Raw genomic sequence first — 19,144 nt, forward strand, 5'->3', positions numbered from 1 at the left:
AACTAATTATAAAATGGAACCGAAAAGTAAAAAATAAAGGTAACTTAGTTAATGCAGTTTAGATGTTTGACAGCTTAGCGTGATGCTTTGCTAATTGAATTTTGGCTTGATATCTATTCTCAGAGCCTTTGACTTTTCTGGCAAGAACTTTTGACAACCTCTTGAGTTTTGCAAGATGTGCTTTGTAGTGTTTTGGGTTCGGAAATACTACGCCAGTTGAAAGTGTAGCTAACTCTTTGACTCCCAAATCAACTCCTACAACATCATGACTTTTGATTGTTGGTTCATACTCTTGTTCGTAAGCGAACGCAATAAACCAACTATCGGCAGTGCGCGAAATGGTAATTGACTTGCAAGTTGTGTGAGGCAATCCCTCATGAGTTTTTACCCAGCCAATTGTCGGCAACTTTATAGATGTACCGCCCACAGGGATAGGCTTACCACCCGCATCAATAGTGAAAGAATCGTGATGCCCCTTCTTCTTGAATTTGGGATAGCCACCTTTTTTCGAGAAGAATCTAGAGAAAGAATCTCCAAGGTTGTCAAACGCATATTGGGTAATTTTTTGGCAAATACCTGCCTCTTTAATCCACGTAAACTCAGGTTTTACGTGGTTGTTAAAGATTTTCTTGAGAAGGTATTTATTTGGCTTCAGTCCATCTTGATAAAGATTACTCCAAGTAGCCACACCCCAATTATAAGTAAACCTTGCTATTCCAGCGTGCTTGCTCATTATTGTGGCTTGACTTTTGCTTAGCTTTAGCTTTGTTTTGATGGATAGGAGCATTGTTCGACCTCAACACTGTATTTCTTGATTGCTCAATTTTCCCAGGTCTTGTACGGGCTTGTCAATAGCATCTTTTAGATTTTCCTTGATCTCTTTGGAGTAATTTCGTAGACCGTATAGACGGCAAGAGAAGCAGTGGATTATCGCCATCAAATCTTCTACTAATTCATGCTGGGGGGACAACGATAATTGATTGGCGACTACAATTTCGCATCCAACCGACGTGGCAAGTTCTTGGATAAATTCAAAAGCAAAGCGACACATTCTGTCTTTGTGTGCAATTACAATTATTGATATTTCACCTTTGAGCATTGACAACATGATTGCTAGAAACTTTTTCCTTTTAAAATTTAGTCCGCCCCCCATTTCTGAAACCCAATCATCGACCGTTAATCCTCGGCCTCAGCAGAAAGCTTCCATTGCCAGCATCTGATTTTTGAGTTCCGGTTTCTGTCCACTGGACGAAACTCGACAGTAAACGACCGTTTTTCGGTTGGCTTCTATGGGCTTCAATCCGTTGGCTATCAAGAGATCGTCTTCGGTGTAGAACCGATGACCTGACAGGGTGCGCTTGGCTGGCAACTTTCCTGAAACGTCCCAACGTTGGAGTGTCTTTACTGATAATCCCAACTTTTTTGCGAAAACGCGCGAGCTTAAACAAAATGGTACACCGCATATTTGTCGACAAGTGTACCATTTTGTCTATTTATTCGCTACCTAGGGGCTAGCTCTTTTCCCCCCTACTCCCCTGATTAAGAGAAGTAGGAGGGATCGAAACTCAGCTACAAGCGACATTTATTATGGGTTTCAATCTTAAGTTGACATAAATGCCGATCGCCCGATCGCCCTTACAGGTTAATTTTGGCATCAACTTGAGGCAAGCCCATGCTGTAGTTGACAGCGCGACTGTTGAGGTTGTAGCTGATTTGGCCTTTTTGTAGGAACGATCGTACCAAGTGTTCCAACTCCGAACCGATACGGCGGAGGTTGTACTCGGTCAAGTCTTCGCCCTCGTAAGCGTCTACGAGTTGGTCGAATTTGGCCTGTACCTGTTTGACGGACTCGTCATTCCAGTTAAGTTCGTTATCTGGGTCAATGTCGAGGGTCAAAAGGTCGTTGCTGGGTACGAGTTCGTTATCTTCGAGGATGGCGGTGTATATGCGAATATGGCGGGTTGTTGACTTAAGCTGCATGAGTTCTTATGTGTAAAGATTTTTTGCTGAATTAATTGTAATGGCTGGGAGATGCGCGGGGAGGGCGGGCGATCGTCAATTTCTCGGAATCCCGAAATATTTTAGTTGTTCGGTCGTCCAATTTTTGTAATATTCAGTTTTCTCTAAAGCATCGGAAGCGGGCTTCAGCTTAGAATTTACTTGAACGGTGAAGCCCGGATACGGCATCCTCCTAGTATGAAGCCCGTCAATATTAAAATCTTCTTCGGGATGAGCGTGAAAAGCCAGCAACCCCAACTCTGAAATCTGATTATTCAGTTTGTCTATCAATTCTTTAGTTTCTGGCGCAGTAATTGCTGTTTTTTGAGGATTAATTACTACCATTATTTCAAATTCCGAATTGTAAAATTCATAAATCGATTTCATTATGGCAGAATCGCGATCGAACTCAGTCTGCGCTGAAAAATGCTCGATTTTGAATAAAATTTGATTTGCCAAGCGTGCCTTTTTAGTGAAGGGACAAATCGGTATATCGCTGAAAACTGGATGCGGCAACTCGACAAACTCGGTCATCCATCTGAGGGTAGATTCTATAATTTCCGTGTCAGATTCATTCATCTCAAATCTATAATATTGGACATTTAACCCTAATTATACTCAAACTCACAGCGCTTAAATTTAGTACCCACTAGACCAGAAACCGGGTTTTTTCGAGATATTGCGTTTGGGCGCGCCGATGCGGGCAAAAACCCGGTTTCTCCGAGTCGCAGCCCTTAAATCCAGTACGCGCTGGGCCAGAAACCGGGTTTTTTGCGACAATATTTGGTTTCCTTGCGCGATCGATAATAAAACCCGGTTTCTCCGAGTCACAGCGCTTAAATCCAGAAATATAAGGACTGAAGTCCTTAGTACAAAAATCGCACTTCCATTTATTCGTGAGTTGTGCCGTCTGGCATAATTGCACCTGCGAGTTTAGCACTTGTCATATTTGCTCCAACCCAGTTGGCATCTTTCAGGTTAGCTTTCTCTAGGTTTGCATAACTCAAATTTGCTCCGCACAGGTTTGCTGAAGTTAAGTTTACTCCACTCAAGTTAGCATTTTGAAAGCTAACTCCAGACAGGTTTAAGCCTGCCAAGTTTTGACCGCTCAGATTAGCTTGAGCAAGACTAGATCCGATCAAGCTTACCGCTTTCAAATTTACGTTTTTCAGGTTTGCTCCATCAAGGTTTACTGCAACTAAACTTACCCCATTCAGCTTAACCCCCCTTAGATCAGCATAAGATAGGCTAACTTTAGTTACTTTGGCTTGACTTAAATCTGCTCCTATCAAATTAGCGTTATTTAAATTTGCCTGAGTGAGGTTGGCACTGCTTAAATTGGCTGTAGTCAAGTTCGCACTATGCAATTGTGTCTCGCTCAACTTTGCTTGACTTAAATTCGCTTGAATGAGTCTTGCATAATTCAAATTTGCCTTAGTTAAGTTTGCACCACTAAAATTAGCTTGAATTAAATCGGCTTGTTGCAGGTTTGTGGATTTCAAGTTTGCCCCTTGCAGGTTAGCTCCAATCAAATTTGCCTTCACTAGGTTGGCATTACTCAGGTTGGCATTGCTCAGGTTTGCTTGACTGAAACTAATGGGATATTCCAGAGTTTTGCCGCTCAAATCGACTCCTGCTAAGTTAATCCCTGTAAAATCCCGTTCTCCCTGGTTATACCGCCGTAAAAATTCCTCAGCAGTGATAGCAAATTCCTGATTTTTTGAAACAGAATCATCAACATCCTTAACAGAATCATCAACATCCTTATCAGCTTCCAAGTTATCCGCCTTCACAGGATTAGCAACAGACTCTCCCGCTGCTTTTTCCTGCAATTGCTTGTCCACCCGATCGCTAAACTGCCTCAAAACCTCAGCATCATCAACCTGATCACCAGCATTCGAGCTTTTCTCAACCGCATTCGAGCTTTTCTCAACCGCATTCTCAACATAATACTTATCTACAAAACTTTGCAACCCAGCATTATATCCCTGTCCTACCGCCTGAAACCTCCATTCGCCATTCTTCTTATACAAACGTCCAAATTCTAAAGCCGTTTCTTGGGAAAATATCTGATTTAAATTGTACCGAACCAATTCGCTAAGAGTTTCTCGGTTGTAAAGCCTGATAAAAGCATTTGTAACTTGACTAAAACTTTGATTCTTTTCCTGTCCCTCGTGAAGAGTCACAACAAACACAATTTCCTGAATAGCCGAATTGATTTTACTCAAATCCACATAAACCGTCTCATCATCTCCGTCTATTTGCCCAGTCGCGCTGTCTCCTGAATGTCGCACCGAACCGTCGGGCGATGTCAGATTGTTGTAAAATACAAAATACTTTTCATCAGGAATCCGACCGTCCGCCGCTAACATAAAAACAGATGCGTCAATGTCGCAGTTTTGTGCCGTCTGGCTGACTTGCCACCCCAGGGCGATCGCAATTTTACTGAAATTAGGAGTTTCTTTAGAAAGATTGAACCTTTCACCCTTCGTTAATTCGATACTCATATGCGATAATTCCCTTACCTCATAAATGGTATTAATTATCTCATCTATGTTAACCCGATCGCAAATTGGATTTTATCTCGAAGACATCGAAACCCCAATTGGCAGAACCGTCAATTTAACCCTTACCGGACTCATTCTCCTATCTTCGACCAGCTTCATCGCCGAAACTTACCCGATTTCGGAAACTGTTAGAATTAATTTGCAAACTCTCGATACAGCACTTTTAGTTGTTTTTTTGTTTGAGTATTTATTGCGACTATGGTGTTCCGAAAATCGAGTTAAATTTATTTTTAGTTTTTTTTCAATTATAGATTTGCTGGCAATATTACCATTTTTACTGGGATTTGTCAACGTTAGTTTTATCCGAATTTTTCGCTGGTTCAGAATTCTCAGACTCATCCGCTTTCTAGAACTAAAAATTTCTATTTTCCGCATCAGCAGCGAAGATGGGGTTATTTTTGCTAGGATTTTGTTTACTTTGCTGGCAATAATTTTTGTTTATTCTGGTTTGATTTATCAAGTCGAACATCCGGCCAATCCCGAAAGTTTTGGAACTTTTTTGGATGCTGTTTATTTCTCGGTTGTCACCATGACCACCGTGGGATTTGGCGATGTTACTCCGATTTCGGAATCCGGTCGTTTTCTGACTATTTTGATGATTTTGACGGGAATTGCTCTGATTCCTTGGCAATTGGGGGATTTGATTAAACACTTAGTTAAAAGTGCTAATCACGGAGAAGCTGTTTGTAAAGGTTGCGGTTGGTCTGTACACGATGCTAATGCTAGATTTTGTAAAATGTGCGGCACTCAATTGGATAATGGTTGACTGTTGACTGTTGACTGTTGACTGTTACAGCGTTTTCCGGTAGGGACACAGCATTGCCGTGTCCTGTACTTCATAAATCAGGAATAAACTGTAACTTCTTCCCTCTTCCCTCTTCCTTCTTCCTGAAATCCGTTACATCCGTTACAGAATCCGTTGCCGAACTTCCCTCTTCCTGAAATCCGTTACATCCGTTACATCCGTTGCATCCGTTACAGAATCCGTTGCCGAACTTCCTTCTTTAAGCTAACGGTAACAAAATTTCAAATTCAGTGCCTCTGCCTAACTCCGATCGCATTCTGAATGCACCGCCGTGTTTGCCCGTCACTATTTGATAGCTAACTGCTAAACTCGTTTCTTTGAGGGCGCGTTTTTCCGTAGAGAATGATTCTATGATTTTTTTGTACTTGCTAGGTGACATTCCTGGCCCGTTATCGGATATGCAAATCGAAACCCAGCGAACATGAAGTTTGTCTAAATCCGGCGCAGGTTCGGGACAGCAGACTTGAGTTGTGATTTCAATTTTAGGCTGGCGATCGGCGTCTCTGAGTCCTCCACCTTTGAACTCTTTCGCCAATTCTTGACCGACTGCTTCATTAATTAATGTATGAATAGCATTGGTCAAGATATTCATAAATACTTGGTTTAGCTGTCCTGCATAGCATGGCACTGGTGGCAGGTAGCCGTAGTTTTTCACGACTTTGATTTCCCTGGTCAAACGACTTTTGAGCAGCAAAAGTATGCTGTCTATGTTGGCGTGCAAGTCGGTGGGTTTTGGATAAATATCGTCGATGTGGCAGAAGTTTTGTAAACTGCTTGCCAACTTGCTCAAACGTTCGGCTCCAGATTTGATGCTGGCAACAGTTCGGAGGAAATCGTTTTGCAGAAAATCATAGTCGATCTCTTCTTTGAGCCTTGCTATTTCCGGCGGGGGTTCGGTACAGTGCGCGTCGTAAGCTGAGAGCAACTCCATCAAGTTTTTGCTGTAGTCGGTGACGTAGGTTAAATTCCCCCAGATAAAGCCTACCGGATCTAAAATTTCGTGGGCTACTCCGTTGACTAAACGCCCTAAACTAGCCATTTTTTCGCTTTGAATCATTTGAGTTTGGGCTCTTTCGTAGCGGACTTGAGTTTCTATGCCACGAATTTGCCAGTACGCGATGTTTAGTGCGTTAGGGTCTAAGAGTCGGTAAGATTGGGAGTCTATTTGGACGACGATCGGTTCTGACTGCAATTCGGGCGATCGACGCAGAGCTTGTGGGGCTGCTGCCAAAATGGTTGTACTCTCTGCCACCAATAATATTTCGACGCGAGCGTAACTGTAGAGAACTTTTAGTGGCAGGTGCAAAAATAGCTCAGGGCCTTGGGGTTTGAGCAAATATTCCAGCAGTTGCCTGCGGGATATCATTCCAGCAAACTCTCCTGCTTCCATCAAGACGACTCCCGGCACTAGGGGATACTGTTCAAACATTTCGGCAACTGCCACGGCCAAGCAGCTCGATTTAACCTGAAAGTCATACAGGGGCAAATCCCAGAGGGTAGACTCTAGGGAAAGGTCTTGATGGCTGCCTTCGGAGAGTGAAGGGCCAAGGAGTTTGGAACTGAATTTATTTGCCACTGGAACTTTTAGTTGCCGAAACGCTGAGAAAGTGAATTGAGAACCTACTACTAAGCTACCCTATCATTTCATCGCAGGAGCGAACAACCGAGAATATTCTTAAGTTAATCATGTTGTGCCAACTATAGGCAGGAGAATTTCAAATTCAGTATTCTTACCTGGTTGCGATCGCAATTTGAGTTGGCCACCGTGCTTTTCAGTGACGATTTGATTGCAGATAGCTAGCCCCATACCGCTGCCTTTGCCCGCTGGTTTAGTGGTAAAAAAGGTGTCAAATATCTGCTTGTGATTTTCTGGGGCAATGCCGGGCCCGTTATCGGCAATGCAAATTGCGGCCCTCTTGCCGTGTTCGGTTTCTATAACTTTAGTGGTAATTTCGATTTGGGGCTGCCAGTTGTCCCCGCATGGGGTGTGTATTTCTCGATCGGCTGCGTACTCTGTCAGGGCGTCTAGAGCATTAACTAACAAATTCAAAAACACCTGACTCAACTGACCGGAGTAGCCACTAACTAGCGGCAGTTCGCCGTAATTTTTAACCACTTCTATGCTGTTTTTAAAGCGGTTTTTCAAAATTAACAGCGTCATCTCCACGCATTCGTGAATGTCTGTCTCGGCTGGTTTTGTCTCGTCCATGTGAGAGAAGTGGTGCAGCCCGTTAACTATTTTTAGCAATTGCGAGGCTCCCAACTCCATCCCTTCTAAGGTAATCGGCAAATCTTCTTGTAAAAAATCAAATTCAATTTCTTTTTTAAGGGCATCAATTCGGGGACAGGGTGCCGAATATTCTTCTTCATAAACCGACATTAGCTGAAGCAAGTGTTCAAAATAGGACAGCAGAAAAGTTAAATTTCCCCAAATACAGTTCAGCGGATTTCTGATTTCGTGGGCTACTTCTGCTACAATCCTCCCCAAACTCGCCATTTTTTCTGTTTGGATGAGTTTGGCTTGGGTTTGTTTGTGGAGTAACTTATTTGTTAATTCGTGAATTCTTGATTGAGCGACCATTAATTGGTGTACGTCTAACAGCTTGTAGGTCTGGGGGGCTATTTCGACTACTACGGGTTCGTAAATTAATTCTGCTGATCTGTAAAGACATTCCTGGGCGGCTTCTACTATTAATTTACTGGCGGGAAGTACGAGTTCCTCTGGCTTGGCAAACTTGTACAGCACCTCTATTGGCCGCTTGAAAAACATTTCTACTCCGTAGCGGCGGTTAACTTTTTCAAAAAATAGACGCCTGGATATTATGCCGACAAAATTACCTCCATTTGTCAAAATGACGCCGGGAAGCATGGAATTTTGTTCAAAAGCCTGGGCTACTTCTTTTGCCTGTTGAGTTAATTCAATTTGGCAGTTGGAGAGTGGCAGGTCTAGGAGAGTTGATTCTAAGGAGATGTTCCAAGTACAAAATTCAGGTATATGCAACACTGATAACTCCGAGCTAGTCTCACGCACAGCAAACATAGATGAAACCCCTGTTAAATATTGTATTAATTGACAACTTAAGTTGCTATTAATTCCTAACTGGTAATTGGTAGCGGGTAGTTGCTAATTTGCCAAATTACAACTGCACCCGATGGGAAAACCCGATCGCAGTAGCATTGTCTGCTAAAGATTTTGTTTCTAAGTCAATATTAAACGATCGAAGCTTTTGTGGAACTTACTGATCTCTGCTGTAAACTTTTTACCATGATATACCTGCGATCGGGTGTTTTCCGAAAATTTTTAATATTTATAACTAATTATTGTGATAAATTATACCATTTTTCCAGTAATAGAAGGGAATTGGAGAACCGCTCGCGGGTTATCAGTGAATATACAGGCATCCTTCGAGGGTTCGAGGGCCCGGATTAGCCATAGTCCAAGGGGCTTGCAGGCTCCAATTGTCAAGACTAGGGCCCAGGCCAAAGGAAGTTCGGCCACGGATTCACCTTCTTCGGATGTAACCGAATGTAACGGATGGAAGGGTTTAGTTATCTAGGAAAGAAGGAAGAAGCAATGTTCCGCAAGGGTTTGTGGAATTAAGAACATCCTAACCGTATTGGCGGTTGCTATACCACTCAAAAGAAATGCAACTTTAGGCAACTTCCGAACCTCGATAGTCCTCAGTTTTTTGCACTCTGCAATCTCCAATCTCCAATCTCCAATCGTCTTAGGGTTCCACCTCCGGCCAGAGGCGTTCTAGCTGATACCGCCAAGCGGCGAGAGTGTTTTCGCGAGACTCTCGCCCTAGTTCCATTTCACCCATCAATCCCTCTGCGTAGAAGCGGTCTAAAGTCTGAAGGGTAGTTTCCACAGACTGTCCCTGCATCTTCGCAGCTTTGATGATTTGACGGATGCGGCTTTCTATCAAACCGCCGAAAAAGTCGGACAAACCTTGCTCTTGCAAAGCCAGCAGTCTGGCGACGGCGGCTGAGAAATCGGCGGCCACGAGTGTGGCACAACTGTGCTGAAATACTCCCCACAAAACGTTTTGATGTAAGGCGTAGCGAGTTTCGAGGGTGGTGTCAAAGTTAGCTTCTAGCAGTTTATCAAGAAATGGTTGAGCTTCCTGGGCCTCGGCGAGTGGCAGCAAAATCCGCAGCCAACTCCCGTCTTCTGAAAGGAGGACTAATAGGCGAAATTTGGGGGTTTCTACTTGCCAAGAAGTGGCAGCAGGCATCTCAACACTGTCACCAAATAAGTCTTTAAGGGTATTGCTAATTTCTTCGGGAGTCATAATGATTTTAGATTTTAGATTTTAGATTTTAGATCAGTCACCAGTCATTAGTCAGCAGTGCGAGTTCAAATCTCAAATTGGTTTATGGTAGCCAGCGGGGATGATAGCCGGCAAAGGGCAGTTCTTCTGGCTGTAGTTTTGCGGGAGAACCGTCTGTCGGTATTTCTACTAAGGGTAGCAGCCAGAGGCGGCTGGTGGCGATCGATTGTCCACTATCGTTGCGGGGACTGTCTGCTGCTGAGGGAGTTGCTGCTGTGACTGATTGGTCGAAAATTAATGCCAGCCCGTCGGGAGATAAACTGATTTGGGTATCTAATTGGTTGGGCAAAATCAGCAGCGGTTTGATGGTTCCTACCAAACGAGTACCCTCTTTTTTGAGGTCGATGGTGGCGATGAAAGGCTGTTCTTTGTAGCTTTCTGTTTTGAGGCGTTGGGCTAACAAACAGTAGAGACGCTGAACTTGGTTGTCTTGGTTTTTGCGGGGGTCGAAATAAACGGCCATAATGCTGCCGGGAATACGCAATATTTCTTGTTCTACACCTTGGTTATCTAAGATGAAAAGCGATCGAGTAAAGTCGCTGTTGTATTTAACATAGGCGGCGGCGGAGTTGTCGCGAGCCATGCCCAACACTTGTTCGTATTTTGGCAAAAATTCTACAGGGTCTGCTTCGGGTTTGAGGGGGACGATCGCTAATCCTTGTTTTTGAGATATTACCATCGATTTGCTGTCGGGGCGAATCATAAAATCTCCGCCTTGTTCATTTTCCAAGGGTCTGGGCGCCTGTTTTTCTTCCACAATCCAAGGACTGAAATCGCCGGGATTGCGACGGTTGACGCGCTGGACAACTATGATTTTTCCGTCTGCTGAGAGGTCGAATTTGAGGTTTTGGTAATCTTTGGAGTCTAAGATTTTGTCGATTCTACCGGCTGGGTATTTTTGTTTAGTTCCTGAGTCCGATTGAGGGTTGATGCCGGTGGTGACTGTGAATATTTCTTGATTTAGAGTGCCGCGAGTACGGGCGATCGATCGATCTGTGGCGGAGAATAAAATGCGATCGCTGTCAGGATACGGTTTAAAATCGGTAACGACTAAATCTTTGGGAGTCAGCGCTATCGGTTTCGAGTCGCTGCTGGTGAGATTGACTAGCATTAATCTGCTTTCTGTTTCGCCTTGGACGCCGATGTAAGCAAAAGCTCGATCGCGGCTGCGAAAGGAACTGCTAAACGGTTGCATTGGCGTTCCTTTATTTTGGTTTTTTTCTCCGAAATACTTGTCGGTTGCTCCGGCGAGTTGGACTGTGTAGGTAACGCCGTAGGGTGCTGGATCTTTGAGGGTGTAAGCCATCCGTCTTCCAGCCCAACTAAATTTACCGGGGAGGGGGGGTTCTAGCTTTAAGTTTTCCTCGACGGTGGGCTGGTTCATCGGCCGAAAGAATGTGAGAATAAAGCCGGTATCTTCGGCGCCGATTTGTTTGTTTTCCCAGGTAAATTCTCGCACTCTGGGTGCTGTGCGATCGCCGCTCAGCAGCAGCAGACCGATTAAGACGCTCAGCATTAGCATGAGGAAGATGGCCGTGCGGTCGATCGGCTGTTTGAATGGCAGAATAGCGAAGGGTGAGGGATTAATTTTTTTCTTAAAAATACTCACAAATCTTTCTCTCCTACTTTCTGCTGAAAATTAACTGCCAAGTTTTCCCTCTTAAATTTTACTGTCTTGGGCGTACTCCCGACCCTCTGAAACGGTTCCTTTTTTGCCTGCGAAAAGGAATGCAACGACGTATGTTGGTAAAAAACTCGGTTTCTTAAAGTGTTGGTGCCTCCAGGACTAAATTAAACTCACGAGCTTAAATTCGTGGCGTCTGCGGCACTTCCAACAACCTCAACCGATTTTAGATGTGTAATTTGAGATTTTATATTCTAGGGTACCTCAGAGCTAAATTTTCCTCCATCGAAAGAGATTTTGACGACAGTATAGCACCCTATCATTGTGCCAGTGACGTCCAGGAATGTTTGAGATTTGAGATTTTTAATTTAATCTGAAATCTCAAATCGCCAATTCTTTAATAGGTTGAGGGGTAAAGCTAGCACTCTACCCACCCTACTAATAATCACGACGATCTACTTAGAACCATTTCACGAATCCTTGACGATTGGTGTGCTGGAACTATTATTAACTGCTGACAGTGTATACGGCGATTCCGGTTCGGGATATAGCTTAGAATATTTGCTATCGTAATGCCTGACCTCAAAATAGTTTAAGTTTGAGGGGTGAGGCTTATATATCGAGAAACATTCCAAAATACAAAAAGTTGCTGCACTCTCTAAAGGCCCGACATTCAATACTTGATTTTTGAAGATGCGACCTGATTTTATCCACTCTTTCATCTGCTTTCTTGACAAACAGTAAAATCCTGAATGAGGATTGCTACACTCAGCAAATTTTACATTTTCTATCTTTACACTAGATAGCTGATTCCACGATAGATGATCATCTATTGTCAAATCAATGTATCTCTTGGTTCCTTGATACATTTCAAAACGGTGTGGGTAAAGAATAGCATTCTCATACCCGCTTTGTCGGTTAAAATTTTCTAATTTTTCTAGAATGAAAGCATCGTACAAAACAATGTCATCTTCTATGAATAAAAACCAGTCAAATTTTTCTACTCTTTCGACAAATTCTTCCTGAAGTCTAAACCCTACAAACATGGGGTCGCAGTCAGGGCTTTCTTGTATATCAATGCACTTAATTTGATATTCAGGTAAGTAGGCTGTAACGTGCCTGTTCGGTAGAGTTTGGATAGTAATACTCAGGTCGCAATGAGCAAAACTCGTTAACAGTCCATCTATTGTGTGTCTGAGTCTCTCTATTTTTGCTGCAGCTTTTTCTGGATTGTTAGATTCTTCAACTGATGTAATGTGTGCCACAGCGGCAAAGACTTTGGGGCGTTCTTTTTCCGGCTGTTCGTTTTCTTTGAATAAATTTATAATGCGATTTCTTTGATAAAAAAACATCTTTTTAGTATACCTCGTGGCTACTCGCGATATTTCTTGTAAAAGAGCAATTTGTAAGAAGATAAAGTGCATTACTTTTCTTCTTGTCTTGTGTTCGGCTGACATATAGACAATCTCCTTTTTGTTTATTTTTGTTTACTGAAACAGTTGATTGATTGGAACTAAATCCATCGGTGATATTTTATCGATCGGCAGACCCAAACCAAAAGCCACTCTGCACCAAAGTATAGTTGCCAGCACCCCTACAAACAGCCCTGTTAATTGAATATCCTGCCAAAAACAAGTTAGTCCTTCTTTCCACAAACCGTAGTTAGTTACTGCATAGGTAGGAAGGTCGCCGAGAGCTACAGCAATCACGGCACCTAAATTACCTTTTAAGTGGTATCCGAGCGGTATACTTATACATAGATTCACAAAAGTCAGCAGATTGCCAATAGCTGGGTACTGAGACTTTCCTACGGCTAACAGACAAGAACCCATCATATTGTAGAGGGTGGTGTGCCAGATACCTAACGCCAAGATTGGCATCATCCAAGATGCAGCCTCATACTCTTTCCGATACAGTATTAAAATTAACTGATCTCCAAGGCTCACAAAAATTGCTAAACCTACGGCTAATGGTATTAGAATTAGCTTGCGGTTGTTGAGTATCTTGGCGCGCAACTCTTCCCGCGGCAACTCTGCCAGCATAGAAATTGAGGGAAAAATCACCCTGCCGCTAATGGCGATGATGACTTGGCGCGGCATATCCCCCAGGGTAAAAGCGATGCCGTAAATGCCCAACATTGTTAAAGTAAATATTTTCCCGAGAATGAGTCGATCGGCTTGAGAACACAGAAAAAATAAAATCGTAGACAAAAATATCCATTTGCCATAAGAAAATATTTCTTTTACTGCTTCTTTATCCCAAGCAAAGCGGTTTGACTTGCCGGGAATCAAAAAATGGCTCCATACTAACTCCACTACAGCTCCAGTCCAGCCGCCTACAATGATCGCCCAGATGCTGCGATCGAAGAAAGCCCACACAATCATCACTGTAGTAGAAATTATCTGTGTACCCAACTCAAAAAGCACTACTTCCTTAACACTCATTTTGCGTTCTAGGGTGGATACGGAAGTCGATTTAAATCCTCCTATTAGGGTATTTATACTTATGGCTGGAATCAACCACATCAGACGGGGTTCTTCATAGAATTGAGTAACTGGCCAGGTTATTAGAATTAAACACAACCAGACAAACAAGCTGCGAATAGCTTGCATTGTCCAAGCAGTGTTGAGAAATTGAGGCTCGTCCCCGCGCTTGTTTTGAATGATACTGGGGCCCAGACCTATGTCTGTGAATAAGTTAATGCCTATGATGAAAACGTACGCTAGACCCATTAGACCAAATAATTCAGGCAAAAGCAGGCGCGTCATGATTAGGTTGCTACCAAATCGGATAATTTGACTGCTTCCATAGCTGGCGATCGTCCAGGCAGCACCTTTGATAGCTAATTTTTTTCCTGATGACATATACTCAGAATTTATTTCCTAATTACGAGTGTAGTTGCTGAATTTGTTATTTGCAACTCCTAGAGGAGGATGCTGCCACTTTTATAGCTGACTTTACCGTATGTTCATCTGTATACAGAGATTCGGTCTGGACTGTCCATCTCGCAATCAAGGTAAAATTTAATCTGATACTTACTCGACATCTAATAATCATAAGGGTTTTTGGGTTCAGGAATTGGTTTGAGGGAGGATGCTTGAATGATTAATTTGCGCTTGCCTTGCAGTTCTTCTACGATCGTTTCTCCTTCTATTTCTAGCCAACTGTCTGGGGCAAAGGTGGTGCGGCTTTGACCGATCAGTAATTTTACTGGCAACCCGATCGGATAGGCGTCTGCCGCGCAGCAGGTAATGATAAAACGCCCGATCCACATATATTGTTCTGCTATGTTGGGGGGGTGAATTACAAATCCTTGAACTTTGACTTTTTGACCTCTGTATGTATCCGGTTCGGGGTTGAAATTTAACAGCCGCACCCATTCGACGAGCGATCGCTGGTCGGGTTTTGTAGTATTGCGAAATTCTTGGGGTTGCAGTCTGGTGATGGGCAGGGATTCGGTGAGGCCTCGTTCTAATGCTGTCTGGCTGGTAAATGTGCGGGGTGTTGTTAGTAAACCTATTAATGCGACGCTCAACATTAAGGTGCTGCCGATACTGGGGGGAAACAAAGTAACGTGTTCAACTTCTGTGATTCTGAGAGAGTTATTTGCTGTTGATGTCCGCGATTGCTTTGTGGTGCGATCGAGTTTTAAGAGTTCCCAAGTTTTTAAACCGCCAATAACCATTAAGCCGATTCCTCCTGCTAGAGTCAAGCCAAAGTAATTGGGGTGAATTAGAATGCTTAATTTGCCAGTGATCCAATATTTAAGAAGCAGTATTCCCCAGGCTAAGATAGCTAGGGCGTCCAGCCAGGGGCTAATTTTTTTAAGATTCATTTTTTAATAGTAATTGAAAAGGAAGAGGGAAGAAGGAAAAGACAAAAACACCTATCCGTATATCCGTGACTTCCATGTCGGGGAGCAAGGTAATTGAAAATCGCAAATCTAAAATGGTATTAGTTGTCTGTTTGAGCTAGTTTATTAACCTAAATGCAAGTTGACAGCGAGGGTCATTAAAAAGGTTAACTGAGCTGCCAAGACGATTAAGTAAACTACGGCTCGACCTTTAAAAATTGACAGCATTAAACCGATGCCTTTGAGGTCAATCATCGGGCCGAAAACGAGAAATGCTAGCAGCGAACCACTGGTAAATGTGGAAGCAAAAGACAGGGCAAAAAAGGCATCTACTGTAGAACAAATCGATACGACCGCGCCTAAGAGCAGCATGGCTAGAATCGAGGAAACGGGGCCTTGGCCGAGGTTGAGAATTAGTTCGCGGGGGGCGCCAACTTGAATGATGGCTGCGATCGCACTTCCGATTACCAACACTCCTCCCAATTCGCGCAACTCCTGTACCATAGTATCTAAAAGCAGGCGCAGACGATCTTTAGAAACAGGGTGGAACATGGAGGAACGTTGCGAGGTTTTTTCTGTTTTGCCTCCTTGTAATGGCTTCCAGTCGTCTTGTAGCAAAGATTCGATCGGCACCACCCCCCCCGGCTGACCGAGCATAAATGTTCCCGACTGCAACAGCAGCGGAGTGTTAGCTTGGACGAGTTCTTTTTCGGAAAACTCTGGTTTTGGCAGGGGAATCGCGCGGGCTACAGAGGGTTGCAGCAGAGGCCGCAAGTCTTTTTGGGCGCTGAACACCCAGCCGATAATTGTGGCTATAGACAGAGAAAATACCACCCGCAAAACTACAATTTCTGGCTGATCGCGAAATGCCGTCCAAGTAGCCCAAATTACCACGGGGTTGATGGTGGGGGCCGCAAGCAAAAAGCCGATGGCCGCTGGTGCGGGTACTCCCTGCATCAGTAACCTGCGGGCTACGGGTACGTTACCGCACTCGCACACGGGAAACAAAAAGCCGATCGAACTGCCCATCAAAGCCGCCAGCAGCGGGTTTCGCGGGATGCGCGATACGAGTTTGCGTTCGTCTACAAACCCCAGCAGCAAACCTGAAAATAAAACTCCGAGCAGCAGAAAAGGTATTGCCTCTACTAACAAGCTCAGAAACAGGGTGAAAGCATTATTTAACTGATTTGTCAGGGCGGGTTGCATCGATCACCTACTGGTAGATTGGTATTTAGCTATACGTCTTTGGTAGAACTCCTTGTAGATCATACCAAAGCATAGCACTAAGTTAAGATCCCGTTAATTTTTTTTTGTCTTTTTTTTGCTAGAATTTGTATACCTTCTAATTTAATCAATGCTGATGCCTTGAATAATTGGGATTGGTTAAACTTGTTTGAATTTGACTGAATTTCTATTGATATCCGCCTCGTACAGCCAATCAATAATTTACCGAAAGTATCCAGGATACAAGCCCCCAAATTCATCCATCCAGAAATAAAAAACCTGTATCCGATGAAACTTGCCCCCCTAATTTATCCCTGGGGTCAATGCTTCAATTCTAAAATCTAAACTCTAAAATCTAAAATCTAAAATCTAAAATCTAAACTCTAAACTCTAAACTCTAAACTCTAAACTCTAAACTCTAAACTCTAAAATCTAAAATCTAAAATCTAAAATCTAAACTCTAAACTCGATTGATTCTGCCAACCGTCGCCGATTTGATGGAGCTTTCGGTTAACAATGGTTGATTGTAGAACAACTGCCAAGGCAGATTTTGCAGATTGCGGGCGAGGCTAACTGTTTTATATAACGATGCTAAAAAATTGGTTTGTAGCGATGACTTTAGTTTTCACTACAAACCTATAGGGGACGAACTGGCAGGTGTGTCGCTGGCTGAGCCTTAAGGGGGGTTGCGAGTACCGGATCGGGGAGATGGGACAAATCGCCTCAAATGCCTTAGCTTGCAAGGCGTCCCGCCATCGCGCTTACTGAGCTAAAATTCAGGGACACGATCGCTCCAATTTGGACTTTTAGCTTGTCTGCTGACGGGGTGCATCGCGTGGGCGATCGGGCAATTCCGATTTTTCTCTATTGTCAATCAATTATATTTCTCCGCATAATAATTATCAACAAAAGGTTAAGACGATAACTTAAGGTTAATAAATAGTTAAATAGTCGAACCAAGCGTTAATACCGCTCAAGTCAGTATAAAATAAAGTCAGGTATAATTACCAGGGCGCATTTATCTCGGTGATACTCAATATTGCCTAATACTTTAAGTGGTAAAATTTTTCTTACTACAGTCAGTTTTTTGTGTAATTTAAAATGCAGTTTGCCAGGGGGATGCCGGTCAAAGCACTCAGCAACTCGCCTGCTGACCTTTGGTAGCTGAATGTCTGCTGGCAAATAGAACCCAAAAAAGCGTGCTGATAAATTTATTATGTTGAATACCTCCTGCGTAGAAAGACCCGTCCAACCCATCTCCCAGGCTGACCTAGGAGAACTTTGTTTAGACTCTACTCTCCAACAGTTGTCGCTTTACGATTTTCAGGTAGAAGCTACGGATTGGGGAATGCGAATTTCTCAGATGTTAGAAGCTAATCCGCTATTACCGGGAGTCATTGTCACCCATCAAGGTGAATTTGCTGGTATGATTTCCCGGCGGAGATTTTTAGAATTTATCAGCCGTCCTTTTGGGCGAGAATTATTTTTAAAGCGACCTGTAAGGGCTTTGTACCGCTTTGCCGAAACTGAGAGTTTAATTTTTCCCAGCAATACTTTAATCGTGGATGCAGCCAGGAAGTCGCTGTTGCGATCGAAAGAACTGCTTTACGAACCGATTGTGGTTCAAGTTTCGCCTCAAACTTATACTTTGCTAGATGTGCACGAACTGTTAGTAGCCCAATCCAACATTCATGAACTAGCAACAAAATTGCTGAGGCAGCAAACTCAATCTCAACTAATTCAAACCGAAAAACTAGCCAGTTTGGGACAGATGGTAGCTGGAGTCGCCCACGAAATTAGAAATCCCGTCACCTGCATCAGCGGAAATCTCGGCTTTTTGTCCAACTACTCGAAAGACATCATGGATTTGCTGTCTGCTTACGAACATATTGTCGGTGAAAACGAAAAAATTAACCAACTCAAAAAACACATAGAATTTGATTTTTTGCAAGAAGATTGGGTGGAAATTCTCAAAAGTATGAAAGTTTCATCGCAGAGGCTGACCGAACTCGTCACCAGCCTGCACACCTTTTCTCACATGGACGAAACGCACTTGAAGCAAGCTAACATCCACGAATGTATTGACAGTACGCTGCTAATTATGAAAAACCGTCTCAAGTACAGTATTGAAGTAGTTAAAAGCTATGGTGATTTGCCTTTAGTCAAGTGTTACTCTGGTCAGTTGAGCCAGGTATTTATGAATATCATCAGCAATGCGATCGACGCTTTGGAAGAGGTAAAAGCAGAAAAAGATTTTATGCCTGCGATTACTATTGAAACCGAGGTAATAGACAGTTCTGACGGAGACTGCGTGAATTCGGAATTAATTCAAAATTATGTTAGGGGCGATGGCGTCCCGCCCCGCAAGCTACGACAAAATGCCAAACAGCTATCATCCGCCAGCCAAAACGGCGACTTCTGCCCAGAAGCATCGGAAAAAAATCAAAATAACGCTTGGATAGCGATCCGAATTGCCGATAACGGGCCGGGAATTCCGCCAGAAATTCAGCGGCGGATTTTTGAGACATTTTTTACCACTAAACCCGCCGGGAAAGGTACCGGTTTGGGGTTGGCAATTACCCATCAAATTGTTACGGAAAAGCATAAAGGCAAGTTGAATTTGCATTCTACGCCCGGTACAGGTACTGAATTTGAAATTTTGTTGCCCTTGATTTGAAGCAATAACTCATATCAAATATATTAGCATGGGAATTATTCCTATCTCTCTTCTTTTTATCT

Annotated in this window: 14 protein-coding genes and 1 pseudogene; 2 read left to right on the top strand and 13 right to left on the bottom strand. The window is 43.3% G+C overall.

Annotated elements, in window-relative coordinates; all coding sequences use genetic code 11:
- Positions 1-58: 58 nt before the first annotated feature.
- The 5 genes and pseudogenes from QUB37_RS14470 to QUB37_RS14490 form a co-directional block, all read right to left on the bottom strand.
- Positions 59-787, bottom strand: coding sequence for a transposase (locus tag QUB37_RS14470; protein ID WP_333163045.1), 729 nt, complete (start codon positions 785-787; stop codon positions 59-61).
- A gap of 9 nt (positions 788-796) precedes the next feature.
- Positions 797-1,465 (bottom strand): annotated as a pseudogene (locus QUB37_RS14475) (IS607 family transposase).
- 170 nt (positions 1,466-1,635) lie between these two features.
- Positions 1,636-1,980: an NAD(P)H-quinone oxidoreductase subunit M gene (locus QUB37_RS14480; RefSeq protein ID WP_333163047.1), complete on the bottom strand. Its 345-nt coding sequence runs from the start codon at positions 1,978-1,980 to the stop codon at positions 1,636-1,638.
- A gap of 75 nt (positions 1,981-2,055) precedes the next feature.
- Positions 2,056-2,577: a hypothetical protein gene (locus QUB37_RS14485; protein ID WP_333163050.1), complete on the bottom strand. Its 522-nt coding sequence runs from the start codon at positions 2,575-2,577 to the stop codon at positions 2,056-2,058.
- Between the two features lie 311 nt (positions 2,578-2,888).
- A complete protein-coding gene (locus QUB37_RS14490; protein ID WP_333163052.1) occupies positions 2,889-4,505 on the bottom strand; it encodes a TerD family protein in 1,617 nt (538 codons plus the stop codon).
- 25 nt (positions 4,506-4,530) lie between these two features.
- Here QUB37_RS14490 and QUB37_RS14495 point away from each other — a divergent pair, with 25 nt between their 5' ends.
- Positions 4,531-5,331 (top strand): ion transporter, encoded by an 801-nt coding sequence (locus QUB37_RS14495; RefSeq protein ID WP_333163054.1) that lies wholly within the window; start codon positions 4,531-4,533, stop codon positions 5,329-5,331.
- A gap of 238 nt (positions 5,332-5,569) precedes the next feature.
- Here QUB37_RS14495 and QUB37_RS14500 read toward each other — a convergent pair whose 3' ends face one another.
- From QUB37_RS14500 to QUB37_RS14535, 8 genes are all read right to left on the bottom strand, one after another.
- A complete protein-coding gene (locus QUB37_RS14500; protein WP_333163056.1) occupies positions 5,570-6,946 on the bottom strand; it encodes an ATP-binding protein in 1,377 nt (458 codons plus the stop codon).
- A 108-nt stretch (positions 6,947-7,054) separates the two neighbouring features.
- The gene (locus QUB37_RS14505; RefSeq protein ID WP_333163058.1) at positions 7,055-8,410 is read right to left on the bottom strand and encodes an ATP-binding protein; all 1,356 of its coding nucleotides are present in this window, start codon (positions 8,408-8,410) and stop codon (positions 7,055-7,057) included.
- A 688-nt stretch (positions 8,411-9,098) separates the two neighbouring features.
- Positions 9,099-9,665, bottom strand: coding sequence for a hypothetical protein (locus QUB37_RS14510; RefSeq protein ID WP_333163060.1), 567 nt, complete (start codon positions 9,663-9,665; stop codon positions 9,099-9,101).
- 82 nt (positions 9,666-9,747) lie between these two features.
- Entirely contained in the window at positions 9,748-11,313 is a 1,566-nt protein-coding gene (locus QUB37_RS14515; protein ID WP_333163062.1) for an Ig-like domain-containing protein, read from the bottom strand.
- A 485-nt stretch (positions 11,314-11,798) separates the two neighbouring features.
- The gene (locus QUB37_RS14520; protein ID WP_333163064.1) at positions 11,799-12,785 is read right to left on the bottom strand and encodes a hypothetical protein; all 987 of its coding nucleotides are present in this window, start codon (positions 12,783-12,785) and stop codon (positions 11,799-11,801) included.
- 30 nt (positions 12,786-12,815) lie between these two features.
- A complete protein-coding gene (locus QUB37_RS14525; RefSeq protein WP_333163065.1) occupies positions 12,816-14,192 on the bottom strand; it encodes an oligosaccharide flippase family protein in 1,377 nt (458 codons plus the stop codon).
- A 182-nt stretch (positions 14,193-14,374) separates the two neighbouring features.
- On the bottom strand, positions 14,375-15,163 hold the full coding sequence (locus QUB37_RS14530) for a TIGR03943 family putative permease subunit (RefSeq protein ID WP_333163067.1): 789 nt from the start codon (positions 15,161-15,163) through the stop codon (positions 14,375-14,377).
- A gap of 144 nt (positions 15,164-15,307) precedes the next feature.
- Positions 15,308-16,387: a permease gene (locus tag QUB37_RS14535; protein ID WP_333163069.1), complete on the bottom strand. Its 1,080-nt coding sequence runs from the start codon at positions 16,385-16,387 to the stop codon at positions 15,308-15,310.
- Positions 16,388-17,621: 1,234 nt separating this feature from the next.
- Between QUB37_RS14535 and QUB37_RS14540 the strand changes: the two genes are divergently transcribed.
- Positions 17,622-19,082, top strand: a complete 1,461-nt coding sequence (locus QUB37_RS14540) for an ATP-binding protein (protein WP_333163071.1) — start codon at positions 17,622-17,624, stop codon at positions 19,080-19,082.
- Positions 19,083-19,144: the final 62 nt, after the last annotated feature.

Source organism: Microcoleus sp. AT3-A2, from assembly GCF_036705685.1.
In the GTDB taxonomy this organism is placed as follows: domain Bacteria; phylum Cyanobacteriota; class Cyanobacteriia; order Cyanobacteriales; family Microcoleaceae; genus Microcoleus.